We start from the raw sequence: 23,451 nt of genomic DNA, 5'->3' as shown, positions 1-23,451 counted from the left end.
ATTCTGCTGTGGGCATATGATATGCCTTAGATGCTCGTCATCAAAGGTGGGGTGTGAGGACGGGTTTGATGCCCATTTTACGTAAGAATAGTGATGTTGAAAAAGGGGGAGGAGCGTTGACATACGCCCAAAGATTATCAATCATCGTGGCACTAGATTCATATCTCATTTTAGTTGCCGTCTTTTTTGGCTTTCAATTTGTCCAAGAGGCGGCGTTAACCGTATATACATTTGAAATGCTCGTCATTTCTTCACTCAGTCTGCTCATTGGGCACCATTTATTTGCTCACATCTTTCATGTGTACAAGCAAATATGGGCATATACAGGGGTTAGAGAGTTATTTTCTTTAATGAAGACCTTTGTGTGTTCTTTTTTATTTTCGATGACGATGTTGTACCTCTTCGTACAAACATGGCCATTCCGGTTCTTGTTCATCGTTTGGCTTTTCCATGTTTTGTTCATCGGTGCATCTCGGATGGCATCTAGATTATTTCATGATGGCGCAAAGCGGTTGCAGGAAGAAAAGGAGCGGGCGTTAATCATTGGCGCTGGATCAGCAGGGACGATTATCGTTCGTCAGCTTCAGCAGTCGAGTGATGTACATATTGAGCCAGTAGCCTTCATTGATGATGACAAAACGAAGCATAAACTTGAAATCATGGGCCTGCCCGTCCTTGGGGGAAAAGAAAACATTCAAACAGCTGTCTTGATGATGGATATTCAAAAGATCATCATTGCCATTCCGTCCAAAAGCAGCCAAACATTAAAAGGGCTGTATAAGGAGTGTGTAGGGACTGGGGTCAAAACACAGATCATGCCGGAAATGGAACAGATTTTAAAAGGCACCTATGCGCTGAATCAATTACGGGATGTGCAGCCAGAGGATTTATTAGGAAGAGAGCCGATTCAATTAGATACAAGTCGTCTATCTGCTCACTTAAAGGGAAAAACGATCCTGGTGACAGGGGCAGGTGGGTCGATTGGATCAGAAATCTGTCGTCAAATTTGTGTGTTTGCCCCTCAAGCGATTGTGCTTGTGGGACATGGAGAATTTAGCATTCATTCTATTTTACTAGAGCTGAAAGAATTATATGGAGACAGCATCAGCCTCTATCCACAAATTGCGGATATTCAAGATAAACAGAAAATGAGTGAAATTGTTGGTCAATTTCAGCCAGATATCATGTATCATGCAGCGGCACATAAGCATGTCCCGTTCATGGAGATCAGTCCGAAAGAAGCGGTGAAAAACAATATCATTGGGACAAAAAATGTCGCAGAAGCCGCACATGAGCACGGAGTCGAAACATTCGTCCTCATTTCATCTGACAAAGCGGTCAACCCTGCCAATGTGATGGGAGCCACAAAGCGGTTTGCTGAAATGCTGATCATGCAAATGGGGGCAAGCAGCGAGACGAAATTTGTGGCCGTTCGATTTGGGAATGTACTCGGAAGCAGGGGAAGCGTTATTCCAATCTTTAAAAAACAAATCGAAAAAGGTGGCCCGGTGACGGTCACGCATCCAGCCATGACAAGATATTTTATGACCATCCCAGAAGCATCAAGGCTTGTTATTCAAGCAGGTGCACTGGCAGAAGGAAGACAGATTTTTGTTTTAGACATGGGGGAGCCAGTGAAAATTGTCGACCTCGCAGAAAACCTCATTCACCTCTCAGGCTACACCACAGACCAGATTCCGATTATGTTTACCGGCATTCGTCCAGGAGAGAAAATGTATGAGGAGTTACTCAACCAGCATGAAAAAGCAAAGGAGCAAATTTTTCCGAAAATTCATATCGGCCATGCACTGGATGGTGATCCATATGTGCTGAACCGCTTTATCCAAGAATTTGACATGATGAGTGACGATCAATTGAGACAATCGTTATTTGCTGCGATTGAGTCTCATGATCTATTGTCTGAACAGATGAAAAGAGAGGAGGGGACGCTTGCCAATGAAGAAAAAAGTCTTGTTTTGCGCAACGGTTGATTATCATTTTAAGGCATTCCACCTTCCGTATTTTCGGTGGTTTCAGGAACAAGGGTGGGAAGTGCATACGGCCGCAAATGGTCAGCTGGAGCTGCCGCATGTAGATCAATCTCACTCTATTCCAATTCAGCGTTCCCCTTTTCATTTACAAAACCGGCTTGCTTATATGGATTTGAAAAAGCTACTGGACAAAGAGTATTACCATTTGATTCATTGTCACACACCGATGGGAAGTGTTCTTGGCAGGCTTGCAGCCAAAAGCACGCGTAAAAAAGGGACGAAGGTTCTTTACACCGCACACGGGTTTCACTTTTGGAAGGGGGCGCCGTTTCAAAACTGGTTGCTTTACTACCCGATTGAGAGATGGTTCATTCGATATACAGATGTCCTCATCACCATTAATGGAGAAGATTATAAAAGAGCGAATCGTTTGTCAAAAGAGCGGGCATCTGTCCATTATATTCCCGGCATGGGTGTAGATATGAAGCGTTTTTCACCAGTTGATGACAAAGAAAAGCAGCGCCTTCGCACAAAATATGGATTGACCTCACAAGATTTTATTGTGCTATGTGCGGGCGAATTGAACGTCAATAAAAATCAAAAGATGCTTATCAAAGCATGTGCACAGCTTTATAGGAAAATACCGAATGTGAAGATCGTGTTTGCTGGGGAAGGGATAAGCCGGCCATTCTATGAAAAACTGGTACGTCAGTTGAATCTTGAGCAGCATGTTCAATTTGCTGGTTTCTGTAAACAAATTGAGGAATGGATACATCTAAGTGATGTCTGTGTGTCAACCAGCAGGAGAGAAGGGCTCGGCATGAATCTTCTTGAAGCAATGTCTGCTGAGAAACCGGTCATTGCAACTGAAAATCGAGGACACTGTGAGCTTGTCAAGCATGGGGTGAATGGCTTTTTAGTAAAACCGCAAGATATAAATGGTTTAGCTGATTATTTAAAGCAGCTCTATCATAAAAAAGACCAGAAGCATCTCATGGGAAAAGCGGGGCGTTCCATAGCTCACATATTTGCACAGGAACAAACGGTTAATGCCATGGAAAAGATTTATACAACCTATATAGATCAAGCAGAGAAGGTGATACAGCATGCGTAAGCCAAAAGTATCAATTATCATGGGCGTATACAATTGCCAAGATACAGTAGAAGAAAGCATTGAATCAATCATTCATCAAACCTATCAAAACTGGGAGCTCATCATATGTGACGATGCATCAACAGATGGCACATATGAAAAAGTGTTGCCTTATTTAAAGCATGATCCTGAAAGAATCCGCCTCCTCCGAAACGAACACAACCAAAGACTGGCTGCTAGTCTGAATCGCTGTCTAGCTGAAGCAAAGGGTGAATGGATCGCTAGACAGGATGGTGACGATCTATCGGTGTCTACACGTTTAGAAAAACAGGTTCATTTCCTCGAAACACACCCTGAATATGATGTGGTCGGTACGGCGATGACAGTTTTTGATGAGTCGGGAACGAAAGGTGTGCGGTCACTTACATCAGAACCTGATCGAAAGGTGCTGGCAAGAGGAACTCCTTTTTGTCACGGGACCATTATGATGAGGGCATCTGCTTACAAATCATTAAATGGATATCGATCTGTGAAAACAACAAGACGTATGGAAGACATTGACCTTTGGATTCGCTTTTTTAAAGCTGGGAGGAAAGGCTTTAATTTACAAGAACCCTTATACCTTGTGAGAGAGGATGAAGCGGCCTTTCAGCGCCGTAAGTTCCGATATTCCATTGATAATGCCTGGCTCGTTTTAAAAGCATGCTGGCTATTCAAATTGTCGCCGTTAGATTATCTATATGCCCTCAAGCCGGTGATTCGCGCCTGTTTGTCACCTAATTTGATGAGGCTTTATCATCACCGAAAGCTTGAAGCGTCTATGTTGAAAAGGAGGACGATTCGGGGTGAGTGAGCCAAAGCGCATGCTGCATATTGTGGGTGGGATGAACCGCGGCGGAGCAGAAACCATGATCATGAATCTCTATCGTGCACTCGACAGGAATGCCCTTCAATTTGATTTCATTACCCACCGAGAGGATACCTGCGATTACGATGAGGAAATTCGTCAGCTCGGGGGACGTATCTTTTATGTCCCGAGTATTGGGGCGTCCTCTCCTTTTGCTTTTGTGATCACATTGGCGAAGACGATAAAGCGAACGGGACCTTATCAGGCAGTGCATGCGCATACTGACTTTCAAACAGGCTTTTCCGCACTTGCTGCTAAATTGGCCGGTGTCAAGGGGCGCATTTGCCATTCACATAATACCGCTTGGAAACAGTCGCCAAGCTGGTTTGACAACTTGATACTCAAGGGGTTTCGTCAGCTGATCTTTGCCTTTTCCACACAGCTCGTTGCATGCGGTGAAGATGCCGGTGTCTTTTTATTTGGGCAGAAAAAAATGAAAAATAAACAAGTTGAGATGTTACCGAATGGGATCGATTTGGACCTTTTTTTTCAGCCGGGGCAAGACGAAAAGGTTCAGATGAAAAAACAGCTCCAACTTCATGAAAAGAAGCTGGTGATTGGTCATATCGGTCGATTTCATAAGCAAAAAAATCATGTTTTTTTCATTGAGCTTGCACAGGCTTTAAAAAAACAGGGAGTCTCATTTCAGCTTGTCCTCGTAGGAGACGGACCGCTGAGACAAGAGATTGAAACGTATGCAAAAAAAGCAGGATTGATGGAGGACATTGTCTTTACGGGCGTTGTATCGGAGGTTCCGCAATATATGAAAGCATTTGATGTTTTTGTGATGCCCTCCTTGTTTGAAGGCCTTCCGCTTGTATTAGTGGAAGCACAGGCATCTGGTTTGCCTTGTGTGATTTCAGATCATATTACAGAAGAAGTTGATCTAGGTTGCGGACTTGTGAAACGGAAGTCATTTCAGGACTCAGCACATGAATGGATGAAGACGGTACTTGAAGCCTATCATGCAGAATCCCCTCTTCAAGAGACCATTATCTCTCAGCTTGCACAAAGAGGATTTGATGTGAAACAGAACATCACACGTGTAATGGATTTATATGGGTTATAAGGAAGGGTTTAGATAATGGCGGTTTATTTGGTGAACATGATCATGGTCTATTTATGGTCGAGCTTTGCCTCATTTTATGGCAGGCGTGATGATACCATTCAAAGCGGCTGGCGGCCTAACAAGCTTCTGGTGGTTTTTCCGTTTGTTTTTCTTTGTATCGTAGCTGGTATTCGGTACAAAGTAGGAACCGATTTTGTGACCTATGGACAGATGTATGAGTTCTCCGTCCACTATGAAAAGCCTTGGCATATTTTTGGATTCGGTGTGGACAAGGCCGCAACCGATCCAGGGTTTACGTTCATCTTATGGATGCTCAATCAAATAACACATGAGCCGCAAATCATGTATATCACAGTCGGAGTCATCACCTATTTTTTTATTATCAAGACGCTAGTTCGATATGGACGGCCGTTTGAGCTCAGTATGCTTCTTTTTCTGGGTACCTTTCATTACTACGCCTCGTTTAATGGGATGCGTCAGTATATGGTCGCTGCGGTTCTATTTTATGCCATCAAGTTTGTCATCAAAGGCGAGTGGAAATTGTATTTTCCGCTTGTCCTTGTGTGTTCATTGTTTCATTCGTCTGCACTCATCATGATCCCTGTCTATTTTATCGTGAGAACAAAAGCATGGTCATGGATGATGCTTGTTTTATGCATGGCTTTCTTAGGATTAACCGCTCTTTATGATCGCTTTGTCTCAGTGTTTGTGGTGATGCTGCAAGGGAGCTCTTATGATCATTACGAGGAATGGCTCACAACGAATACGAATGGAATGAATGTAACAAAAATTGGCGTATTGATCCTGCCGCTCCTGCTTGCTTTTTTTTACCGAAAACGGCTTCGTGAGCTGACGCCGGAGAGTGATTATATTGTGAATTTTTGCTTGCTTGGATTCTTGTTTGGCATCATTGCAACAAAGGATGTCATTTACGCTAGATTTCATATTTACTTTGGCCTGTATCAGCTCATTTTACTGCCATATTTCACACGCATTTTTGATCGGCGGTCCAATTTCTTTATGTATGTTGGAATTGCCGTTTGCTATATTTTGTACAGCATTATGCTGATGCCGTTTGATTCTTCTGTTTTACCGTATAGAACGATTTTTACAAAGTAGATTTGAAGAAAGGTGGGCATGAAGTAATGCCAGCTATCAGTCTATTGGTCGCAGTCTACAATACGAGTCAATATGTGGAGCAATGCCTTCAATCGATTGCAGACCAAAGCTTTTCAGATATAGAGGTCATTCTCATCAATGATGGATCTACAGATCACTGCGGAGAATTGCTTGAAGCGTTTGCTGCACGTGATCAGCGATTTCGGGTGATTCATCAAGCTAACCAAGGGTTAGGAGCAGTGAGAAACCGAGGAATAGAAGAAGCACAAGGCACGTATCTTGCCTTTGTTGATTCAGATGATATTCTCGCTCCTCATTACTGTGAAGCCTTGTATGAAAAAGCAAAAATGACCGGGGCAGATCTTGTTGTGAGTGAGTATTGGATTCAATTTGAACAGTCAAGACGAACCATACCGACGAATCTTTTATCCCATCGATCAGCCCATAAACCGAGTTTAATAGAAGCACTATTATATGGAGAAATCACGGGATTCTCATGGAATAAGCTGTATCGGCGTGCTTTTATTGAAGAACACCACATCCGTTTTCCGCTGCGATGTGAGCTTGAGAATATTGAAGATCAGTATGTTACGTTGCGCTGCTTTTATTTATCAAAAAACATTGCTTTTGTACATGAGCCTCTTTACTATTACCGGGTTCATATGTCGTCCATTGTACAGCGATATCAGAAGCAATTTTTTCATCATGGACTGATGTTTTATCATGCACAGCGCTTGTTCTTTAAGGAGCATGAAGTGATGGCGACATATGAGAAGGCCTTAGATTTGTTTATCGTCAATCATACGCTTCATTGTATGCTCAATGAATGGAAGAGCCAGAATTCCCTCTCTTTTCAGGAAAAACTTGATCACATGCGGGAAATGGTGACACACGAGGCCTTTCAGCATGCAGTCAAACAAGTGGAACCGTCGAAGTTCACCGTGCGAAAGCGAATGATTTTATTCCTTGCAAGAAGTCAGTGGGTTTATCCGCTTTCTGCCGCAGCTTCAAGCTATCAAAAATGGATCGAATATCAAACAAGGAAATAGGGGTGATGAGGTTGACATTGCAGCAATTGAAAGCACACGCCGCAGAGTGGCTGCTCTTAAAGGTCAAATATCCGCTTGAGTATAGGATGAGCCGCCGCAGGCTGCCAGAGATGAGTCATCAGAAGAAAATCATTCTCACGCTGCTGCCGGCACATGATAATTTAGGTGATCATGCCATTGCCTATGCCAGTTACTGTTTTTTTCAAAAGCACTTTCAAGCCTATCAAATCGTTGAAGTGGATATGAGAGAGATGTATCGTCTAGCACGCCCGCTGAAGGACGTGCGGCATCCGGAAGACATCGTCTGTATCATCGGTGGGGGCAATATGGGGGATTTATACCGGTATGAAGAATGGACAAGACAGTTTATCATGAACACCTTCCAGTCATATCCCATGATTCAGCTACCCGCTACAGTTCATTTTACAGAAACAAAGAGAGGGAAGAGGGAAGAACGCCGTGCGATTCAAACATATGCAAACCACCCGAGGCTTCTTCTCATGGCAAGAGATCAAACAACATATGATTGGATGAAGAGGCATTTTCCTAATAAGGATGTATGGAAACAGCCTGATATGGTGCTGACGTTAGACGAATCATCAAAAAAACAAAAACGTGAAGGGGTTCTGCTTTGCCTGCGTGAGGATAAGGAAGCTTATCTTACTCATGAGGAGCGGCAGCAATTACAGCAACATATAAAAGAGATATATGATCAAGTCGGTTTCATCACAACGACAATTGGAAAACGGGTGGATCGAACCACTCGCTTCGAGGAATTATCATCCTTATGGACGCATTTAAGACAGGCGCAAGTCGTCGTGACAGATCGGTTACATGGTATGATCTTTTGTGCGATTACACATACACCATGTGTTGTCATCAGGTCGTTTGATCATAAAGTAATGGAAGGGTATGAATGGATAGCGCATCTTCCGTTTGTGACCCTTTTGAAAGAACCAAATGAGGAAGCGGTGAAAAAGGCAATTCATCAGCATATGAAAACAAGCGGTAAAAAGGGAGAGGAAGCTGGATGACGATCCTTACATACTGCGTGAAAACACAATGAATCGTGCGTTTCTTTATAATGTCAGTGCGAACCTAATGACCTTTGTCTTGATGATGCTCATGTCGGTTTGTTTAACGCCTTACATTGTCCATACGCTTGGAGTGGAAGCATTCGGCTTGATTCATCTTACGCAAAATATGATCAATTATTTATCGGTCATTACGGCTTCATTAAGTGCTGTTGTTGTGCGTTTTTTTTCCGTGGCGGCTCATAAAGGGGAGATGGAAAAGGCGCAAAGCTATCTCGCTTCCTATTTCGTCAGTTCCATTTTTTTATCAATTGGAATCTTTTTAACTTGCATTTTATTGTCTCAGCAGCTAATCAATTGGCTCCATGTGCCTGTACATCTTGCAAAAGACACACAGATCGCCTTTATTTTAGGGGGTCTTTTATTTATGCTCAATTTCGTCATGTCAGGCATTGGCGCTGCACCATTTTATGCGAATCAGTTATATGTATCAAGTGCTGGGCAAACTGTTCAGATATTTTGCAGGGCGATCGTGATTGTGATTTTGTTTACGTTTACGACACCCACCATTTGGCATATTCCGCTCGCAGCCGTCATTGGGAGTTTAACGGCTATGGGTGTTGGCATTTATTATTTTAAGAAACTTATCCCTTGGTTTTCGTTTAAGTGGCGTCATGTCTCGTTATCTTCTAGTCTCACTCTTGTTCGGTCAGGGGTATGGCATTCATTTGAGCAAATGGGGATCTTGTTATTTTTACAAATTGATTTATTGATGACCAACTTACTGATTGGTGCAGAGGCGACTGGACAGTATGCCGCCATTTTACAATTCCCATTATTATTACGAACACTTGCAGGGACACTCGCGGTTGTGTTTGCGCCAACAATCACAAAATTTTATTCGAATCAGGACGAACAGGGACTCATTCAATATGCCGCCAAAGCCATAAAGTGGAGTGGTTTATTTGTTGCGTTTCCAGCCGCTCTTCTAGGAGGTCTTGCCGGCCCGCTTATGCTTCTATGGCTTGGACCAGCCTTTGAGGAGCTAAAATGGCTTCTGATGCTTCATGCTGCATACTTGTGTTTGACATTGATGTTTTTACCACTGACATATGTACCGACCGCCTATAATCGATTTAAAATTCCAGCGGTTGTCACGCTCATTTTAGGCGCTTGCAATGTGCTTTTTGCTTATGGATTGACTCATATGCTTCAGCTTGGTTTATATGGCATTGCATCAGCGGGGGCAGTTGTTTTATTGATCAAAAATATTGTGTTTCTCCCATTGTATACGTCCAAAATCACGAAACAGAAAAGCGCAATCTTTTACAAACAAACGGTGGTACCGCTATTGGGGGCTTTGTTCATATGGGGTGTCTGTGTGGCAATAGAGTTTGTAAATGACGTGACCACATGGTGGGAACTGTTTTGTATTGGAGGTATTTGTTTCATTCTCTACATGGGCTACTTGTACCATTTTGTAGGAACAAAACAAGAGCGGATGCAGCTGATGCGTAAGGTCAAACAAGCCGCCGCTGAACGAGCTGTATCCCGCTAGTGTGAAAAGGAGATTCAATCATGAAAAGAATGATAGATGTGATCGTGGCACTGAATCTGCTCATAGCAGGCAGCTTTCTTTTTCTTCTCATCTATGGACTAATTAGGTGGAAAATTGGTGCTCCTGTGGTGTTTCGACAGGTACGGCCCGGTCTGCATGGTCGGCCGTTTATGCTATATAAATTTCGGACGATGACCGACGAATGCGATGAACTTGGCGTGCTGCTACCAGATCATCTTCGATTAACAAAAACCGGTGCCATGATCCGCAAGCTCAGTCTTGATGAACTGCCGCAGCTATTTAATGTGCTCAAAGGAGAGATCAGTCTCGTAGGACCAAGACCTCTTTTGATGGAGTATTTACCAATGTATACAGAGGAGCAAGCAAGGCGGCACCTTGTGAAGCCTGGCATCACAGGATGGGCGCAGGTAAACGGAAGGAACACCCTCTCATGGGAGGAGAAATTTGCCTATGACCTGTGGTATGTAGAGCATCAATCGTTTTGGCTGGATATGAAAATTTTATGGATGACCTTGCTGAAAGTGATGAAAACAGAGGGGGTGCAGCAGCCGCATCATGCAACAGCTGAAAAATTCAAAGGAACCGATACTTAATCAACAAACCATTGGTTTAATTGGAGCTGGTGGCCATAGCAAAGTCATTCAGGATTTGATTTTTGCTCACCCGGATTACTCATTGTGTGTCGTATTAGACGATCAATTTGAAGAGGCTGTCACTCAGAACGGCATTCTCTATGGACCGATCTCCATGAGTGAGCAGCTGAGTGAGGACATGCCTCACACCAAATGGCTAATTGCTATTGGACAAAACGAGATAAGACAGAAGGTAAAGAAACGTCTCTCGTTTGAACAAATGGCGTTTGCCACACTGATTCATCCAGCGGCGGTCATTAGTCCATCAGCCGTTATCGGAAATGGATGTGTGGTGATGGCAAGGGCTGTTGTCCAACCAGATGTAGTCATCGGTGAACATGCGATTATCAACACAGGGTCAGTCGTGGAGCATGACTGCTTACTTGCATCCTTTGTTCACCTATCACCAGGAGCAGTCCTTACCGGCTGTGTTTCCATATGCGAGGGTGCCCATATTGGTGCAGGTGCTGTCGTGACACCTGGAATATCAATCGGAAGTTGGGCTGTCATTGGCGCAGGAGCGGCAGTGACCAGAGATATACGGGAGCAGAAGGTCGCAGTAGGGGTTCCTGCAATTGAGATCAAAGATCGGAGAGAGGGTGGGAAATCATGAAGGAAAGAAAGCGAATCTACTTATCTCCTCCTGATATGAGTGGAAAGGAATATATGAAAATAGAGGAAGCCTTTCAGAGTAATTGGATTGCGCCGTTAGGGCCTCTTGTGAATGAATTTGAAAAAGTGGTCGCGGGCTATTCGGGGGTGAAGGCAGGAGCGGCTTTATCTTCAGGAACAGCAGCGATTCATCTTGCTTTAAAGCTAATAGGCGTTCAAAAAGATGACGTTGTCTTTTGTTCCACACTAACATTTGTTGCAAGTGCAAATCCTATTTTATATGAACAGGCAATGCCCATTTTTATTGACTCTGAAAGGGATACATGGAATATGTGTCCGCTTGCTTTAGAAAAAGCCTTTGTTGAAGCAAAACGTCTTGGAAAAAGACCCCGCGCAGTCATTGTCGTTCATTTATATGGACAAAGTGCAAAAATGGATGACATCATGGAGTTGTGTGAAGCGTATGATGTGCCGATCATTGAAGATGCTGCTGAATCGTTAGGTGCTATGTATAAAGGAAGAAAAAGTGGCTCGATGGGAAAATTCGGAGTCTATTCTTTTAATGGAAATAAAATTATTACAACGTCAGGGGGCGGAATGCTTGTGAGTGATGATGAAGCTGCCATCGAACGATGCCGTTTTCTTGCTTCACAGGCAAGAGAACCTGCCATGCACTATGAGCATCAAGAGGCTGGGTACAACTATCGCATGAGCAACATACTAGCAGGTGTGGGGATCGCCCAAATGGATGTATTAAACGAGCGTGTAGAGCAAAAGCGTCGTATTTTTCAGAGATACAAGGACGCTTTGTCTGAGATAGAAGGCATTCATTTTATGCCCGAATATCAAGAAACCAAGTCTAACCGCTGGCTGACCACATTGACCATTGAACGTGATGCACAGATTCATCCAGTGGACATCATTGATACGTTAGAAAAAGAACAGATCGAAGCAAGGCGAGTATGGAAGCCGTTGCACCAGCAGCCGCTGTTTCGTGATTGCCCATTTTATACAGCAGTCAAAGGAACCCCTGAATCCGAATTATTATTTCAAACTGGCCTTTGTCTGCCATCTGGAACAAGCATGACAGAAGTAGAACAGGAGCGTATCATCGACACACTGCGTGACGTCCTGCGAGAAAAAACATTCACCTCTTCACAGGCTGCTCGTTCATAAGCAGCCTGCCTCTCTTTTTATTAAATTCATCAATTTATGAAATATATTGAAAGAAGGATCATCCTGACATGATCACAATGGCATGGCCAAGAGATATTGGTGAAATGAATCCGCATGTTTAGAATCCATCACAATTGTTTCCGTAATCGATGTTATACGAGTCATTGTCTTGGCATTCCCGAACTTGTGCTGATCCTTGGGCTAGTGGGTTCAGCATCATTGCGGTGAGTTATTTTCTGTTAAAAGAGCCGATTTTTAGTTTTTACGAATTTGCTTCTTGACGTCACATAGGACTATGCAGACTGGCTTGTTCTGTATCCGTTCGCCGCTTGTTTATTTATAGGTGCGACAGAAATTCCTTTCAGAAATTCGATGCTGTTTGCGATGATGTTTTTTTGTCGGTGGCGGTCACCCCGATTTGGCACAATACGTGCCTTTATCATTTATACTGTGGGATGTATTTGATGATGTACAAATCAAAGCTGGATTAGAAGCTTTTTCTACATGACAAACACCCTTTGCAATCGTGACAAAGGGTGTTGTTTTTCGTCCATTTATTCGCTTTCTTTTTTCACCTTTTGATAGGCTTCTTCAAGATGTTGAATTCGTTTCAATACAACAGCATTTTTGGTCAATTGGTCCTGAACCAGTGTAGAAACCAACGAGCGGTAGTAAGCATTCATGGCATGAACCTTGTCCTCATGTTGATTCATGGCGATATGCTGTTTCAAGTTGTCGACAAAGTATGGAACGGAAAAAAGTTCAGACATGGAAATCACTCCTATTTCGTATATACGGTCCGTCAATCTTCATGTAAAATGATGAGAGGGAGGGGAGACAATGAGCCTTAAACTGCAACAAGAACAAGTATTAAAGCAGGTGCTCACACAAGAACTCAGGCAGGCCATTACGCTGCTGCAATTGAATTGTGCAGAGCTGGGTGAGTATCTTGACCAATTAGCGCTTGAGAACCCTCTGATTGAGCGGAAAGACACGGACAGCTTTCAACCAGTTTATCATAAAAGATCACAAGATCGAATGTCAGAGCCGTATCGTACGCATCAAAAAGAAAGCCTGCAAATGTATTTGAAAAGGCAGGCAATTGATTTGACCTTAAGTGAAAAGAATCAAAGGATCTTTCACTTTATGATTGAGTCCATTGATTCAAATGGCTATTTAAATGAACCGGTTGACGCAATGGCCGCTGTTTTAGAGGTTTCGTCGGAAGAAGTAGAGGCCGTTCTTCATCAGCTTCAAGCATTAGAGCCTGCCGGTATTGGCGCAAGATCATTGCAAGAGTGCATCTTGTTGCAATTAAGAAGAAAACAGGAGCGCTGGTATGAAGCCGAGCTGATCATTGAAAAGCATTTCTTTCTTTTTGCAAGGAAGGCTTGGAAGGAAATTGCGGCGAAAACAGGCGTTTCAATGAAAACACTTCAAGCAATACAAGATGAGGTGTCGCTCCTTGAACCAAGGCCAGGCCTTCATTTCTCTTTTGAAGAACAGCATGTGTATATAGAGCCAGATGTATTGATTACTGTGATGCAGGATCACATCACATTTGAGCTGAATCAGCGCGCCTTTCCTGACATTGAAATGAATGAAAGTTATTTTGCGATGATTCAAGACCAAAAACGGCATGAAGCATATGCGTATTTAAAAGAGAAAGAGCAGCAGTACAATTGGCTTGTCCAAGCACTCAAGCAGAGAAAGCAAACGATGACACATGTCGTTCGTGAGATTATCTTACATCAGACAGATTTTTTCCTCACAGGCAAGCACAAAATGAAACCGCTTACGATGAAGCTGATAGCAGATATATTGCAAGTGCATGAGTCGACAGTCAGCCGAACCGTAAAAGGGAAAATGGTGCAAACCCCTTATGGTTTAATGGAAATGAAACAATTTTTCCAATCAAAACTAGAGGGGCATTCGCTAGAAGAGGCATCAAGCTACACAGTCAAGACCCACATCGCGGAGCTGATTCAAACGGAAAATAAGAAAAAACCGTATTCAGATCAGCAAATGATGACGCAGCTTCAGCAAACCTTCGGAATCCGAGTCTCACGTAGAACAATTGCAAAATATCGTGAACAAATGAATCTTCCATCATCAACGCTGCGGAAGCGTTATGATTAAAAGAAGAACCTTCCAGAAAAATGGCAGGTGCTTCTTTTTTTGATAAGAGGAGACCCCGAAGAATTCTTGAAAAATTGAGAAATGGATCGGAAATGTTGGGGTGAAGTATAATATAGGGCATGGGCCGTTAGACAACAGTGATGAGGTGAGACCAATTGAAATATAAACAAATCAAAACAAAAAAAATATATGAAGAAATTGCGGATGCATTAGTCGAATCCATTCGTACGGGTGAGCTTCTTCCGGGGGAAAAATTAGATTCCGTTCAAGCGCTCTCTGAAAGTTTTCAAGTCAGTCGTTCCGCTGTGAGGGAGGCGCTATCCGCTCTGAAAGCAATTGGATTAATAGAGATGAAGCAAGGGGAAGGCACGTATGTGAAGCAGTTCGATCCTAATCAGTTCACATTTTGCCTATCCCCTGTGTTTTTAATGAAGCAAAATAATGTAGCGCAGCTCCTTGAAGTGAGATCAATCATTGAAACAGGAGCTGTCAAAAAGGCGGCGCTGCTAAGAACGGACGATGACCTCCATCAACTGCGTGATGCACTCGAACAAATGAAACTGGCTGAAGTGCATAAAGAAATTGGTGAAGAGGCAGACCTCATGTTTCATCTAGCCTTAGCGAAAGCCTCAAAGAATGATTTATTAAAGGCATTAATGAATCAGGTCTCAACCTTGTTAGCAGAAACGATGCGTGAAACGAGAAAAGTCGTGTTGTTTTCACAAAAAGCTTCCATTCTGCAGCTTTACAAAGAACATGAACAAATTTATCAAGCTGTCATTGCCAAGCAGCCAGAGGAAGCGGAGAGAGCGATGATCACACATCTGGAACATGTAGAAAGACTGCTAAGTGATGTGCTGCAAAAACCGGTAGGGCAGTCAGATACACAATAAGCTGTGCCGAATGATGGCACAGCTCTATGATTGTCGAGAAATATGTAGCTTTTTCATTCGATATTGCAGACTTTGCCTACTCATGCCCAGTATCTTTGCAGTCTGTGAAATATTGTCGTCCATTTTTTCTAAGTAGTGGACGATGTATTGTTTTTCAAATCGTTCCATCTGGGTTTGAAAATCAGTCGTATGCTCTGGGCTTGTGTAGATAAAGGTGTCAGCCGCTGCTGTTTGCTGCAAAGAATTCGCCTGAATTTGTGCAGCAGGACGACCTTCGCCGTACTTGAACCTGAAATGATAGGGGAGGTGATGCAAGCTTAAGTATGCTTCATCCATCATCATATTCATCCCAGCCTCAATCACATGCTCCAGCTCTCTTACATTGCCTGGCCAATGATAAGCTTGAAAGAGGGCAAGTACCTCTTCATCAGCCGCCTTCACATTCATCTGAAACAGCTCGTTATATTTTTGAATAAAATGTTCCACAAACATAGGAATGTCTTCTTTTCGTTCAGAAAGGGGGGGGATAAATAAGGTGACAATTCCTAATCGATAAAATAAATCCTTTCTCATGCGTCCACTTGCGATCGCATCAACAGGGTCCTCATTTATATTGGCAATTACTCTGACATCCACGGCGATTTCTTTTGTGCTGCCTAACCGTCTCACACGTTTTTCCTGCAATACGCGCAATAGTTTTGCTTGAAGAGCGGGGTTTAATGAGTTGATCTCATCTAAAAGCAGTGTGCCTCCTTGTGCCTGTTCGAATAGACCGGGCTGATCCGTTGCACCCGTAAAAGCACCTCTTTGCGTACCAAAAAGCATACTTTCAATGAGATGATCAGGCAGCGCCGCACAATTCTGGGTAATAAATGGTCCAGATGAACGGCTGCTGCCATTATGAACGCTTTGTGCAAATAGTTCTTTTCCCGTCCCTGTTTCACCAACAATCAGTACATAAGAAGAGGTGCGTGTCGCTCGTTTCGCATGTTCAATCACTTCTAAAAATGCAGGACTTTTCCCGATAATCGAATCAAATGTAAAGCGTGTGTTTCCTTTTTTCTTCATGTTGTGATGAATAAGCCGTTCTAGCTTGGTCACATCATTTGAGATTTCAACCGCTCCTTGAATGAGGCCACCTCCAACGAGCGGATATGTATGGTTAATGGTTGTGATTTCTTTCCCGTTGTAATTATGATATGTCTGTTTTGCGTGAACGGTTTGTTTCCCAGTTCGTAGTGCTTGGACAAGCGTGCTGTGCATCTCGTCTTGAAATACGAAGAAGTCTAATACATTTTTATGGAGAACATCAGAGCGTTTTAAAGATTCAATCTCCATCATTTTTTGATTATAAACAACGGTATTGCCATTTTCGTCAATGGCATGAACACCGACGTCAATTAAATCAAGCATTTGTTTATACAAATCAATCTCATTTTCTAGCTTCAAGACATGTGGATCTTTTTTCATTTACGCCACCTCCAGACCTTACCACCATTTTACATGAAAAATTTTGCGGTTTCCTCTAAAAATTTGGCATATGCAAATTTTTTTTGCTTTCAAGAAAAAGAAAACCCTTGAGAAAAAGCGATCAGCAAGTTGGCACAATCCTTGCATAACATATGAGTGAAGATGAGCCCAATTGAAAGAATGTTAATCGAAGGAGGATAACAAGATGACACAGACAAATGAATTGATTCAACAAACAGAGCAATATGGTGCTACGAACTATCATCCGCTGCCAATTGTGATTTCAGAGGCTGAGGGGGTTTGGGTGACTGATCCTGAAGGTAATCGATACATGGATATGCTCAGTGCGTATTCCGCAGTGAACCAAGGGCATCGCCATCCCCGTATTATTGATGCGCTCAAAAAGCAGGCTGACCGCGTGACGCTCACATCGAGAGCCTTCCACAATGATCAGCTTGGTCCTTGGTATGAGAAAATTTGTAAACTGACGAATAAAGATATGGCATTGCCGATGAATACAGGAGCCGAGGCTGTGGAAACGGCTGTAAAGGCAGCGAGACGCTGGGGCTATGACGTCAAGGGAATTGAAGAGAATCGCGCTGAAATCATCGCGTGTGTCGGAAATTTTCATGGGCGTACGATGACGGCTGTTTCACTTTCTTCTGAAGCAGAATATCAAAGAGGCTTCGGGCCCATGCTTCCGGGAATCAAGCTCATTTCTTATGGAGATATTGATGCATTACGTGAAGCCATCACTCCGCAGACAGCGGCTTTTCTTATTGAGCCGATTCAAGGAGAAGCGGGCATTGTCATGCCGCCACAGGAGTTTTTGAAAGAAGCAAAGGTGCTATGTGAGCAGGAAAATGTTTTATTCATTGCAGATGAAATTCAAGTGGGATTAGCGCGAACAGGCAAGATGTTTGCATGCGACTGGGAAGAAATTGAGCCAGATATGATGATCCTCGGTAAGGCATTAGGCGGTGGTGTTTTCCCAATCTCATGTGTCGTGGCGAACCGCGATATTTTAGGCGTGTTTAACCCTGGGTCTCATGGTTCTACCTTTGGTGGAAACCCTCTTGCCTGTGCGGTGTCGCTTGCTGCATTGGAAGTCTTAATCGATGAGAAGCTTGCAGAGCGTTCTATGGAGCTTGGACACTATTTCAAAGACAAACTGTCACGTATCCAAAGCCCTGTCATTAAGGAAGTACGTGGGCGCGGACTATTTATTGGTATGGAGCTGACCCAGGCAGCTAGACCATATTGTGAGAAGCTCAAGCAAGCTGGGCTGTTATGTAAGGAAACGCATGAAACAGTGATCCGCTTTGCACCGCCGCTCACTATTTCGAAGGAAGATTTAGACTGGGCGATCGGTCATATTGAAGCCTTGTTTCAAGCATAAATATAAAAGGGAGAAGCCTTAGAATTCTCCCTTTCTCTTTCAACAAACGGCGAATTTTGTCAAAGAATGATGAATAGAAGAGTGAAAGTGGGGAAGCGGATTTGAAGCTAGAACAGCATAATGAACTAGAGCGTTCCATGAAAAGCAGACATCTCTTTATGATTGCCTTAGGAGGCGTCATCGGCACAGGCCTTTTCCTTGGATCAGGACTTATTATTCACCAGGCAGGACCTGGGGGAGCCATTCTTTCGTTTATTATTGGCGGACTATTGATGTACTTGGTGATGCTGTGTCTTGGTGAATTAGCAGTGGCGATGCCGACAGCAGGTTCCTTCCAAGAGTATGCAACCAAGTATATTGGACCCTCCACAGGCTTTATGATCGGCTGGCTCTATTGGTTTAGTTGGGCATGTACGATCGGACTGGAGTTTACGTCGGCAGGTATTTTACTCCAAAGGTGGTTCCCTGATATCCCAGTTTGGCTTTGGTGTCTTGTATTTAGTGTGATTTTATTTGTGATCAACGCCATATCAGCGCGTAGTTTTGCTGAAACAGAGTTTTGGTTTTCAGCGATCAAGGTAGCCGCCATCTTATTGTTTATTATTATTGGAATTGGCGCAATTTTCGGAATGATTCATCTGAAAGACGGAGAACCGGCTCCTCTATTCCGTCACTTGACGGACCATGGTGGACTTTTTCCAAATGGGATTTTTGCTATTTTATTAACCATGGTCACAGTCAATTTCTCCTTTCAGGGAACAGAGCTTGTAGGGATCGCAGCTGGTGAGAGTGAAAATCCAGAAAAGACATTGCCTCGATCAATTCGGAATATTATATGGAGAACGATGGTTTTTTTTGTCTTATCTATTGCGGTTCTTGCTGCACTTCTCCCATGGCAGACAGCAGATGCCGTTGATAGTCCGTTTGTTGTGGTACTGGACAAAGTCGGTATACCATACGCCGCAGATATTATGAATTTTATTATCATCACAGCCGTCTTATCTGTGGCGAACTCTGGTTTATATGCATCATCACGTATGCTCTGGGCACTTTCAAAAGACGGGAAAGGCCCTGATTTTACGAAAAAATTGTCCAAGCGTAAAATTCCCATCAATGCATTATTGGTGACAATGGGCGTGTCCGCTCTATCACTGCTTACGAGTGTTGTCGCACCAAAAACGGTCTATGTCTGGCTTATTTCAATTTCAGGTATGGTGCTTGTGGTCGTGTGGATGTCCATTTGTCTATCTCAGTATTTCTTTAGAAGACAATTCGTGAAAGAGGGCGGCGATGTAAAGGATCTCGTCTTCCGTACACCCCTATATCCATTTGTGCCATTGGCAGGCTTTATCGTATTTGGCATTGTCCTCATCAGTTTATTCTTTATTGAGGATCAGCGGATTGGCCTTTATTGCGGTGTTCCGTTCATGGCCGCTTGCTACATCATTTATTACCTCAAAATCAAACCGAAGGAGGATGCAAAACGGTTTGCCGAAGAGGAAGGGGCCATACCAAAAACATAAGCAGGCTGAGGACATCAGCCTGCACCTTTTCAATGACAAAATCATTAAATATAGAAAAAAATAAATATTTGCGAAAAGCTTGATGACAAGAAGGATAACGGTGAAAATGTGTCTATTTTTTGTCTAAATGTGCTTGTAAGAGTTGAAAATGAAAGATGGTCCTGTTAAAATAATTAAAGAAAGCAGGGATTGATTTTTTTTGGCTGTGGTGGGACGTTTTTTGTCACAGTGGGACGTTTTAAGTCCGAGAAAGGGTCGTTTGCCATGAATCGTTTATTGGAAGCTCAAAAAAAATTATTGCCAGATCTTCTCACAGTTATGCAAAAACGCTACGACATTTTGCAGTACATTAGATTAGCTGAACCAATTGGCCGCAGAAGCCTTGCGAATAGTCTTGGTCTCAGTGAGCGTATATTAAGAGCTGAAGTTCTATTCTTAAAAGAACAAAACCTGCTGGATGTCAAAGCAAGCGGTATGATGCTGACAAGTGAAGGTCATGCTTTGCTGGAATTACTAGAAGGAATGATGAAGGACGTTTTAGGTTTAACCTTTTTGGAAAATACATTAAAGAAAAAGTTAGGCCTGGAAGAAGTCATGATCGTTTCTGGTGACAGTGATGAATCCCTGTGGGTGAAGCAAGAAATGGGAAGAGCTGCTGTCCAATGTATGAAAAAAAGGTTTACAGGAAATAATATCGTCGCCGTCACTGGCGGAACGACGATGGAAGCCGTTGCCGACATGATGACCCCTGATGCCAAAAATCGAGACATGATGTTTGTCCCTGCAAGAGGCGGTCTTGGGGAGAATGTAAAAAATCAGGCAAACACCATTTGTGCCCACATGGCTGAAAAAGCTTCCGGTACTTACAAGCTGCTGTTTGTTCCAGGGCAGCTGTCAGAAGGTGCGTACTCTTCGATTATTGAAGAGCCGTCCGTCAAAGAAGTGCTTCAAACGATTAAATCATCCACGATGCTCATACATGGGATCGGTGAAGCAAAAACAATGGCGATGAGACGAAACACACCAGATGAAGATTTAAAAAAGATTGATGAGCTTGACGCAGTGACAGAGGCCTTTGGCTATTACTTTAATCGTGATGGTGAGGTCGTCCACAAAGTTCACTCCGTCGGCATGCAGCTAGATGATTTAGAAAGCATTCCACACATCATTGCTGTTGCAGGTGGATCTTCAAAGGCAGGGGCCATTGAAGCTTATTTCAAAAAACCCCGCCGAACCGTTCTTGTCACAGACGAAGGAGCCGCAAAAGAGTTATTAAGGGAGTCAATTGATCCCTCAATATAAAACATTCTGTTACCTAAAAGGAGGAAACATCATGGCAGTAAAAGTCGGTATTAACGGATTTGGACGTATTGGACGTAACGTATTTCGTGCAGCATTAATTAATCCTGAGGTTGAGGTAGTAGCGGTTAACGATCTAACAGACGCTAACATGCTTGCACACCTTTTACAATATGACTCTGTTCACGGAAAACTAGACGCAGAGGTTTCTGTAGACGGTACAAACTTAGTAGTGAACGGTAAAACAATCGAAGTATCAGCTGAGCGTGACCCTGCAAAATTAAGCTGGGGTAAACAAGGCGTAGAAATCGTTGTTGAATCTACTGGTTTCTTCACTAAACGTGCAGACGCTGCAAAACACTTAGAAGCTGGCGCTAAAAAAGTGATCATTTCTGCTCCTGCTAACGAAGAAGATATCACAATCGTTATGGGTGTAAACGAAGACAAATACGATGCAGCTAGCCACGATGTCATTTCTAATGCATCTTGTACAACAAACTGCTTAGCTCCATTTGCAAAAGTACTTAACGATAATTTTGGCATTAAACGCGGTATGATGACAACAGTTCACTCATACACAAATGACCAGCAAATTCTTGATCTTCCGCACAAAGACTACCGTCGTGCTCGTGCAGCTGCGGAAAACATCATCCCAACTTCTACAGGTGCTGCAAAAGCAGTTTCTCTTGTATTGCCTGAACTAAAAGGCAAATTAAACGGCGGCGCAATGCGTGTTCCAACACCTAACGTTTCTTTAGTTGACCTTGTTGCTGAATTAAACCAAGATGTGACAGCTGAAGACGTAAATGCAGCATTAAAAGAAGCAGCTGAAGGAGAACTTAAAGGAATCCTTGGCTACAGCGAAGAGCCATTAGTGTCTGGTGACTACAATGGTAATGCAAACTCTTCTACAATTGATGCTCTTTCTACAATGGTCATGGAAGGCAGCATGGTAAAAGTCATCTCTTGGTACGATAACGAGAGTGGGTATTCTCATCGCGTAGTTGACCTTGCAGCTTATATTGCAAAACAAGGTCTTTAATTTCTCACACTGAAGGAACTCACTTGGTTCTTTCCTAGAGACACGATATAATGAAGACGGACAAGGGAAGGGGAAGCATCCCTTTCCCTTTTCTCTGTTTTTATCCGTTCTGCACGATTTCTCGTTTTGATGAGGGCAAAATGGGAAAAGGATAAAGAGAGACTTGTCCAATGCGTAAGGAAACCAGAATAAAGGAGGATCTCCTGACGAGCATGAATAAGAAATCAGTAAAAGACATTGACGTAAAAGGTAAGGTTGTGTTCTGCCGCGTAGATTTTAACGTTCCAATGAAGGACGGAGAAGTGACGGATGATACTCGTATACGCGCAGCATTACCAACGATTGAGTATTTAACAGGAGAAGGCGCAAAGGTACTACTAGCTAGTCATTTGGGTCGTCCGAAGGGTCAAGTTACTGAAGAACTGCGACTGACACCTGTGGCTAAACGTCTGCAAGAGCTTCTTGGAAAAGAAGTGAAAAAAGCGGATGAAGCTTACGGCGATGACGTGAAAAAGCAAATCTCTGACTTAATAGAAGGAGATGTGCTAGTGCTTGAAAACGTTCGTTTCTATCCTGGTGAAGAAAAGAACGATCCTGAATTATCAAAAGCGTTTGCTGATTTAGCGGATGTGTATGTCAATGATGCGTTTGGTGCTGCACATCGTGCACATGCATCGACAGCTGGTATTGCAGCATATCTTCCTGCTGTTTCGGGCTTCCTCATGCAAAAAGAGCTTGAGGTTCTAGGAAAGGCAATATTAAACCCTGATCGCCCATTTACAGCGATTATCGGTGGTGCAAAAGTAAAGGATAAAATCGGTGTGATTGAAAGTCTTCTTAATAAAGTGGACAATCTCATCATCGGCGGCGGACTTGCTTATACATTTGTCAAAGCACTTGGCCACGAAGTAGGGAAATCTCTTTTAGAGGAAGACAAAGTAGATTTAGCGAAATCCTTTATGGATCGTGCAAAAGAAAAAGGCGTGAACTTCCTGATTCCAACAGATGTTCTAGTAGCCGACGACTTTTCAAATGATGCGAATACAAGCATTGTGCCAATCTCTGATATTCCAAGTGATCTAGAAGCACTTGATATTGGGACAGAGACAAGAGACATGTATGCTGACGTAATCAAAAAGAGCAAACTTGTTGTCTGGAACGGACCAATGGGTGTATTTGAAATCGATGCATTCTCGAAAGGAACAAAAGCAATCGCAGAAACACTGGCAGAAGCAAAAGATACATATTCTGTCATTGGTGGTGGAGATTCAGCAGCAGCTGTTGAGAAATTTGGCCTTGCGGATCAGATGAGCCATATTTCAACAGGCGGCGGCGCTTCACTTGAATTTATGGAAGGCAAAGAACTTCCAGGTGTTACTGCATTAAACGATAAATAAGACCAAAACTGCTATAAGGAAGTGTCAA

General features: G+C 43.1%; 20 protein-coding genes. 18 read left to right on the top strand and 2 right to left on the bottom strand.

Annotated features, from left to right (window positions below; all coding sequences use genetic code 11):
• Positions 1–116: 116 nt before the first annotated feature.
• The 11 genes from LC033_RS05265 to LC033_RS05215 are packed head-to-tail and all read left to right on the top strand — an operon-like array spanning position 117 to position 12,261.
• A complete protein-coding gene (locus tag LC033_RS05265) occupies positions 117–1,991 on the top strand; it encodes a polysaccharide biosynthesis protein (protein WP_226567208.1) in 1,875 nt (624 codons plus the stop codon).
• Entirely contained in the window at positions 1,957–3,105 is a 1,149-nt protein-coding gene (locus LC033_RS05260; protein WP_226567207.1) for a glycosyltransferase family 4 protein, read from the top strand. The genes LC033_RS05265 and LC033_RS05260 overlap by 35 nt, the downstream gene beginning before the upstream one ends.
• Positions 3,098–3,937: a glycosyltransferase EpsE gene (gene epsE, locus LC033_RS05255; protein ID WP_226567206.1), complete on the top strand. Its 840-nt coding sequence runs from the start codon at positions 3,098–3,100 to the stop codon at positions 3,935–3,937. Before LC033_RS05260 ends, epsE begins: the two co-directional genes overlap by 8 nt.
• Entirely contained in the window at positions 3,930–5,060 is a 1,131-nt protein-coding gene (locus LC033_RS05250; protein ID WP_226567205.1) for a glycosyltransferase family 1 protein, read from the top strand. Before epsE ends, LC033_RS05250 begins: the two co-directional genes overlap by 8 nt.
• A 15-nt stretch (positions 5,061–5,075) precedes the next feature.
• A complete protein-coding gene (locus LC033_RS05245; RefSeq protein WP_226567204.1) occupies positions 5,076–6,179 on the top strand; it encodes an EpsG family protein in 1,104 nt (367 codons plus the stop codon).
• Between the two features lie 26 nt (positions 6,180–6,205).
• Positions 6,206–7,228 (top strand): glycosyltransferase family 2 protein, encoded by a 1,023-nt coding sequence (locus tag LC033_RS05240; protein WP_226567203.1) that lies wholly within the window; start codon positions 6,206–6,208, stop codon positions 7,226–7,228.
• A gap of 5 nt (positions 7,229–7,233) precedes the next feature.
• On the top strand, positions 7,234–8,262 hold the full coding sequence (locus tag LC033_RS05235) for a polysaccharide pyruvyl transferase family protein (protein WP_226567202.1): 1,029 nt from the start codon (positions 7,234–7,236) through the stop codon (positions 8,260–8,262).
• A gap of 28 nt (positions 8,263–8,290) precedes the next feature.
• A complete protein-coding gene (locus LC033_RS05230) occupies positions 8,291–9,820 on the top strand; it encodes an MATE family efflux transporter (RefSeq protein ID WP_226567201.1) in 1,530 nt (509 codons plus the stop codon).
• A gap of 20 nt (positions 9,821–9,840) precedes the next feature.
• Positions 9,841–10,434 (top strand): sugar transferase, encoded by a 594-nt coding sequence (locus LC033_RS05225; RefSeq protein WP_226567200.1) that lies wholly within the window; start codon positions 9,841–9,843, stop codon positions 10,432–10,434.
• Complete coding sequence (locus LC033_RS05220) at positions 10,397–11,086, top strand: acetyltransferase (RefSeq protein WP_226567199.1); 690 nt, start codon at positions 10,397–10,399, stop codon at positions 11,084–11,086. Before LC033_RS05225 ends, LC033_RS05220 begins: the two co-directional genes overlap by 38 nt.
• Positions 11,083–12,261, top strand: a complete 1,179-nt coding sequence (locus LC033_RS05215; protein WP_226567198.1) for a DegT/DnrJ/EryC1/StrS family aminotransferase — start codon at positions 11,083–11,085, stop codon at positions 12,259–12,261. Before LC033_RS05220 ends, LC033_RS05215 begins: the two co-directional genes overlap by 4 nt.
• A 554-nt stretch (positions 12,262–12,815) precedes the next feature.
• On the opposite strand, the gene yvfG is transcribed toward LC033_RS05215, so the two are convergent.
• The gene (gene yvfG / locus LC033_RS05210) at positions 12,816–13,031 is read right to left on the bottom strand and encodes a protein YvfG (RefSeq protein WP_226567197.1); all 216 of its coding nucleotides are present in this window, start codon (positions 13,029–13,031) and stop codon (positions 12,816–12,818) included.
• Between the two features lie 70 nt (positions 13,032–13,101).
• Here yvfG and rpoN point away from each other — a divergent pair, with 70 nt between their 5' ends.
• Both rpoN and LC033_RS05200 read left to right on the top strand, forming a co-directional pair.
• A complete protein-coding gene (rpoN, locus tag LC033_RS05205; protein ID WP_226567196.1) occupies positions 13,102–14,400 on the top strand; it encodes an RNA polymerase factor sigma-54 in 1,299 nt (432 codons plus the stop codon).
• A gap of 155 nt (positions 14,401–14,555) precedes the next feature.
• Entirely contained in the window at positions 14,556–15,293 is a 738-nt protein-coding gene (locus LC033_RS05200; protein ID WP_226567195.1) for a FadR/GntR family transcriptional regulator, read from the top strand.
• A 24-nt stretch (positions 15,294–15,317) separates the two neighbouring features.
• Here LC033_RS05200 and LC033_RS05195 read toward each other — a convergent pair whose 3' ends face one another.
• The gene (locus tag LC033_RS05195) at positions 15,318–16,763 is read right to left on the bottom strand and encodes a sigma-54 interaction domain-containing protein (protein ID WP_226567194.1); all 1,446 of its coding nucleotides are present in this window, start codon (positions 16,761–16,763) and stop codon (positions 15,318–15,320) included.
• A gap of 205 nt (positions 16,764–16,968) precedes the next feature.
• Here LC033_RS05195 and LC033_RS05190 point away from each other — a divergent pair, with 205 nt between their 5' ends.
• The 5 genes from LC033_RS05190 to LC033_RS05170 all read left to right on the top strand — a co-directional run bounded on the left by LC033_RS05190 (position 16,969) and on the right by LC033_RS05170 (position 23,423).
• On the top strand, positions 16,969–18,162 hold the full coding sequence (locus LC033_RS05190) for an ornithine--oxo-acid transaminase (protein ID WP_226567193.1): 1,194 nt from the start codon (positions 16,969–16,971) through the stop codon (positions 18,160–18,162).
• Positions 18,163–18,299: 137 nt separating this feature from the next.
• Positions 18,300–19,685, top strand: coding sequence for an amino acid permease (locus LC033_RS05185; protein WP_226567262.1), 1,386 nt, complete (start codon positions 18,300–18,302; stop codon positions 19,683–19,685).
• Positions 19,686–19,949: 264 nt separating this feature from the next.
• The gene (locus LC033_RS05180; protein ID WP_226567192.1) at positions 19,950–20,987 is read left to right on the top strand and encodes a sugar-binding transcriptional regulator; all 1,038 of its coding nucleotides are present in this window, start codon (positions 19,950–19,952) and stop codon (positions 20,985–20,987) included.
• Between the two features lie 31 nt (positions 20,988–21,018).
• The gene (gap, locus tag LC033_RS05175; protein ID WP_226567191.1) at positions 21,019–22,026 is read left to right on the top strand and encodes a type I glyceraldehyde-3-phosphate dehydrogenase; all 1,008 of its coding nucleotides are present in this window, start codon (positions 21,019–21,021) and stop codon (positions 22,024–22,026) included.
• Between the two features lie 212 nt (positions 22,027–22,238).
• Positions 22,239–23,423: a phosphoglycerate kinase gene (locus LC033_RS05170; RefSeq protein WP_226567190.1), complete on the top strand. Its 1,185-nt coding sequence runs from the start codon at positions 22,239–22,241 to the stop codon at positions 23,421–23,423.
• Positions 23,424–23,451 lie beyond the last annotated feature (28 nt).

The sequence above is a fragment of the Bacillus stratosphericus genome, assembly GCF_020524495.1.
GTDB classification, from domain to species: Bacteria; Bacillota; Bacilli; order Bacillales; family Bacillaceae; genus Bacillus; species Bacillus stratosphericus_B.
Note: the sequence above shows the minus strand (reverse complement) of the source record. Positions and strands in the feature narration are given on the sequence as shown.

Bases quoted from the DNA above. Each gene is read 5' to 3' on its own strand.
- LC033_RS05170 (WP_226567190.1), top strand. From the start codon at position 22,239: ATGAATAAGAAATCAGTAAAAGACATTGACGTAAAAGGTAAGGTTGTG.
- LC033_RS05245 (WP_226567204.1), top strand. From the start codon at position 5,076: ATGGCGGTTTATTTGGTGAACATGATCATGGTCTATTTATGGTCGAGC.
- LC033_RS05180 (WP_226567192.1), top strand. From the start codon at position 19,950: ATGAATCGTTTATTGGAAGCTCAAAAAAAATTATTGCCAGATCTTCTC.
- LC033_RS05240 (WP_226567203.1), top strand. From the start codon at position 6,206: ATGCCAGCTATCAGTCTATTGGTCGCAGTCTACAATACGAGTCAATAT.
- LC033_RS05235 (WP_226567202.1), top strand. From the start codon at position 7,234: ATGAGGTTGACATTGCAGCAATTGAAAGCACACGCCGCAGAGTGGCTG.
- epsE (WP_226567206.1), top strand. From the start codon at position 3,098: ATGCGTAAGCCAAAAGTATCAATTATCATGGGCGTATACAATTGCCAA.
- rpoN (WP_226567196.1), top strand. From the start codon at position 13,102: ATGAGCCTTAAACTGCAACAAGAACAAGTATTAAAGCAGGTGCTCACA.
- LC033_RS05225 (WP_226567200.1), top strand. From the start codon at position 9,841: ATGAAAAGAATGATAGATGTGATCGTGGCACTGAATCTGCTCATAGCA.
- LC033_RS05260 (WP_226567207.1), top strand. From the start codon at position 1,957: ATGAAGAAAAAAGTCTTGTTTTGCGCAACGGTTGATTATCATTTTAAG.
- LC033_RS05220 (WP_226567199.1), top strand. From the start codon at position 10,397: ATGCAACAGCTGAAAAATTCAAAGGAACCGATACTTAATCAACAAACC.
- yvfG (WP_226567197.1), bottom strand. From the start codon at position 13,031: ATGTCTGAACTTTTTTCCGTTCCATACTTTGTCGACAACTTGAAACAG.
- LC033_RS05230 (WP_226567201.1), top strand. From the start codon at position 8,291: ATGAATCGTGCGTTTCTTTATAATGTCAGTGCGAACCTAATGACCTTT.
- LC033_RS05195 (WP_226567194.1), bottom strand. From the start codon at position 16,763: ATGAAAAAAGATCCACATGTCTTGAAGCTAGAAAATGAGATTGATTTG.
- LC033_RS05215 (WP_226567198.1), top strand. From the start codon at position 11,083: ATGAAGGAAAGAAAGCGAATCTACTTATCTCCTCCTGATATGAGTGGA.
- LC033_RS05185 (WP_226567262.1), top strand. From the start codon at position 18,300: ATGAAAAGCAGACATCTCTTTATGATTGCCTTAGGAGGCGTCATCGGC.
- LC033_RS05190 (WP_226567193.1), top strand. From the start codon at position 16,969: ATGACACAGACAAATGAATTGATTCAACAAACAGAGCAATATGGTGCT.
- gap (WP_226567191.1), top strand. From the start codon at position 21,019: ATGGCAGTAAAAGTCGGTATTAACGGATTTGGACGTATTGGACGTAAC.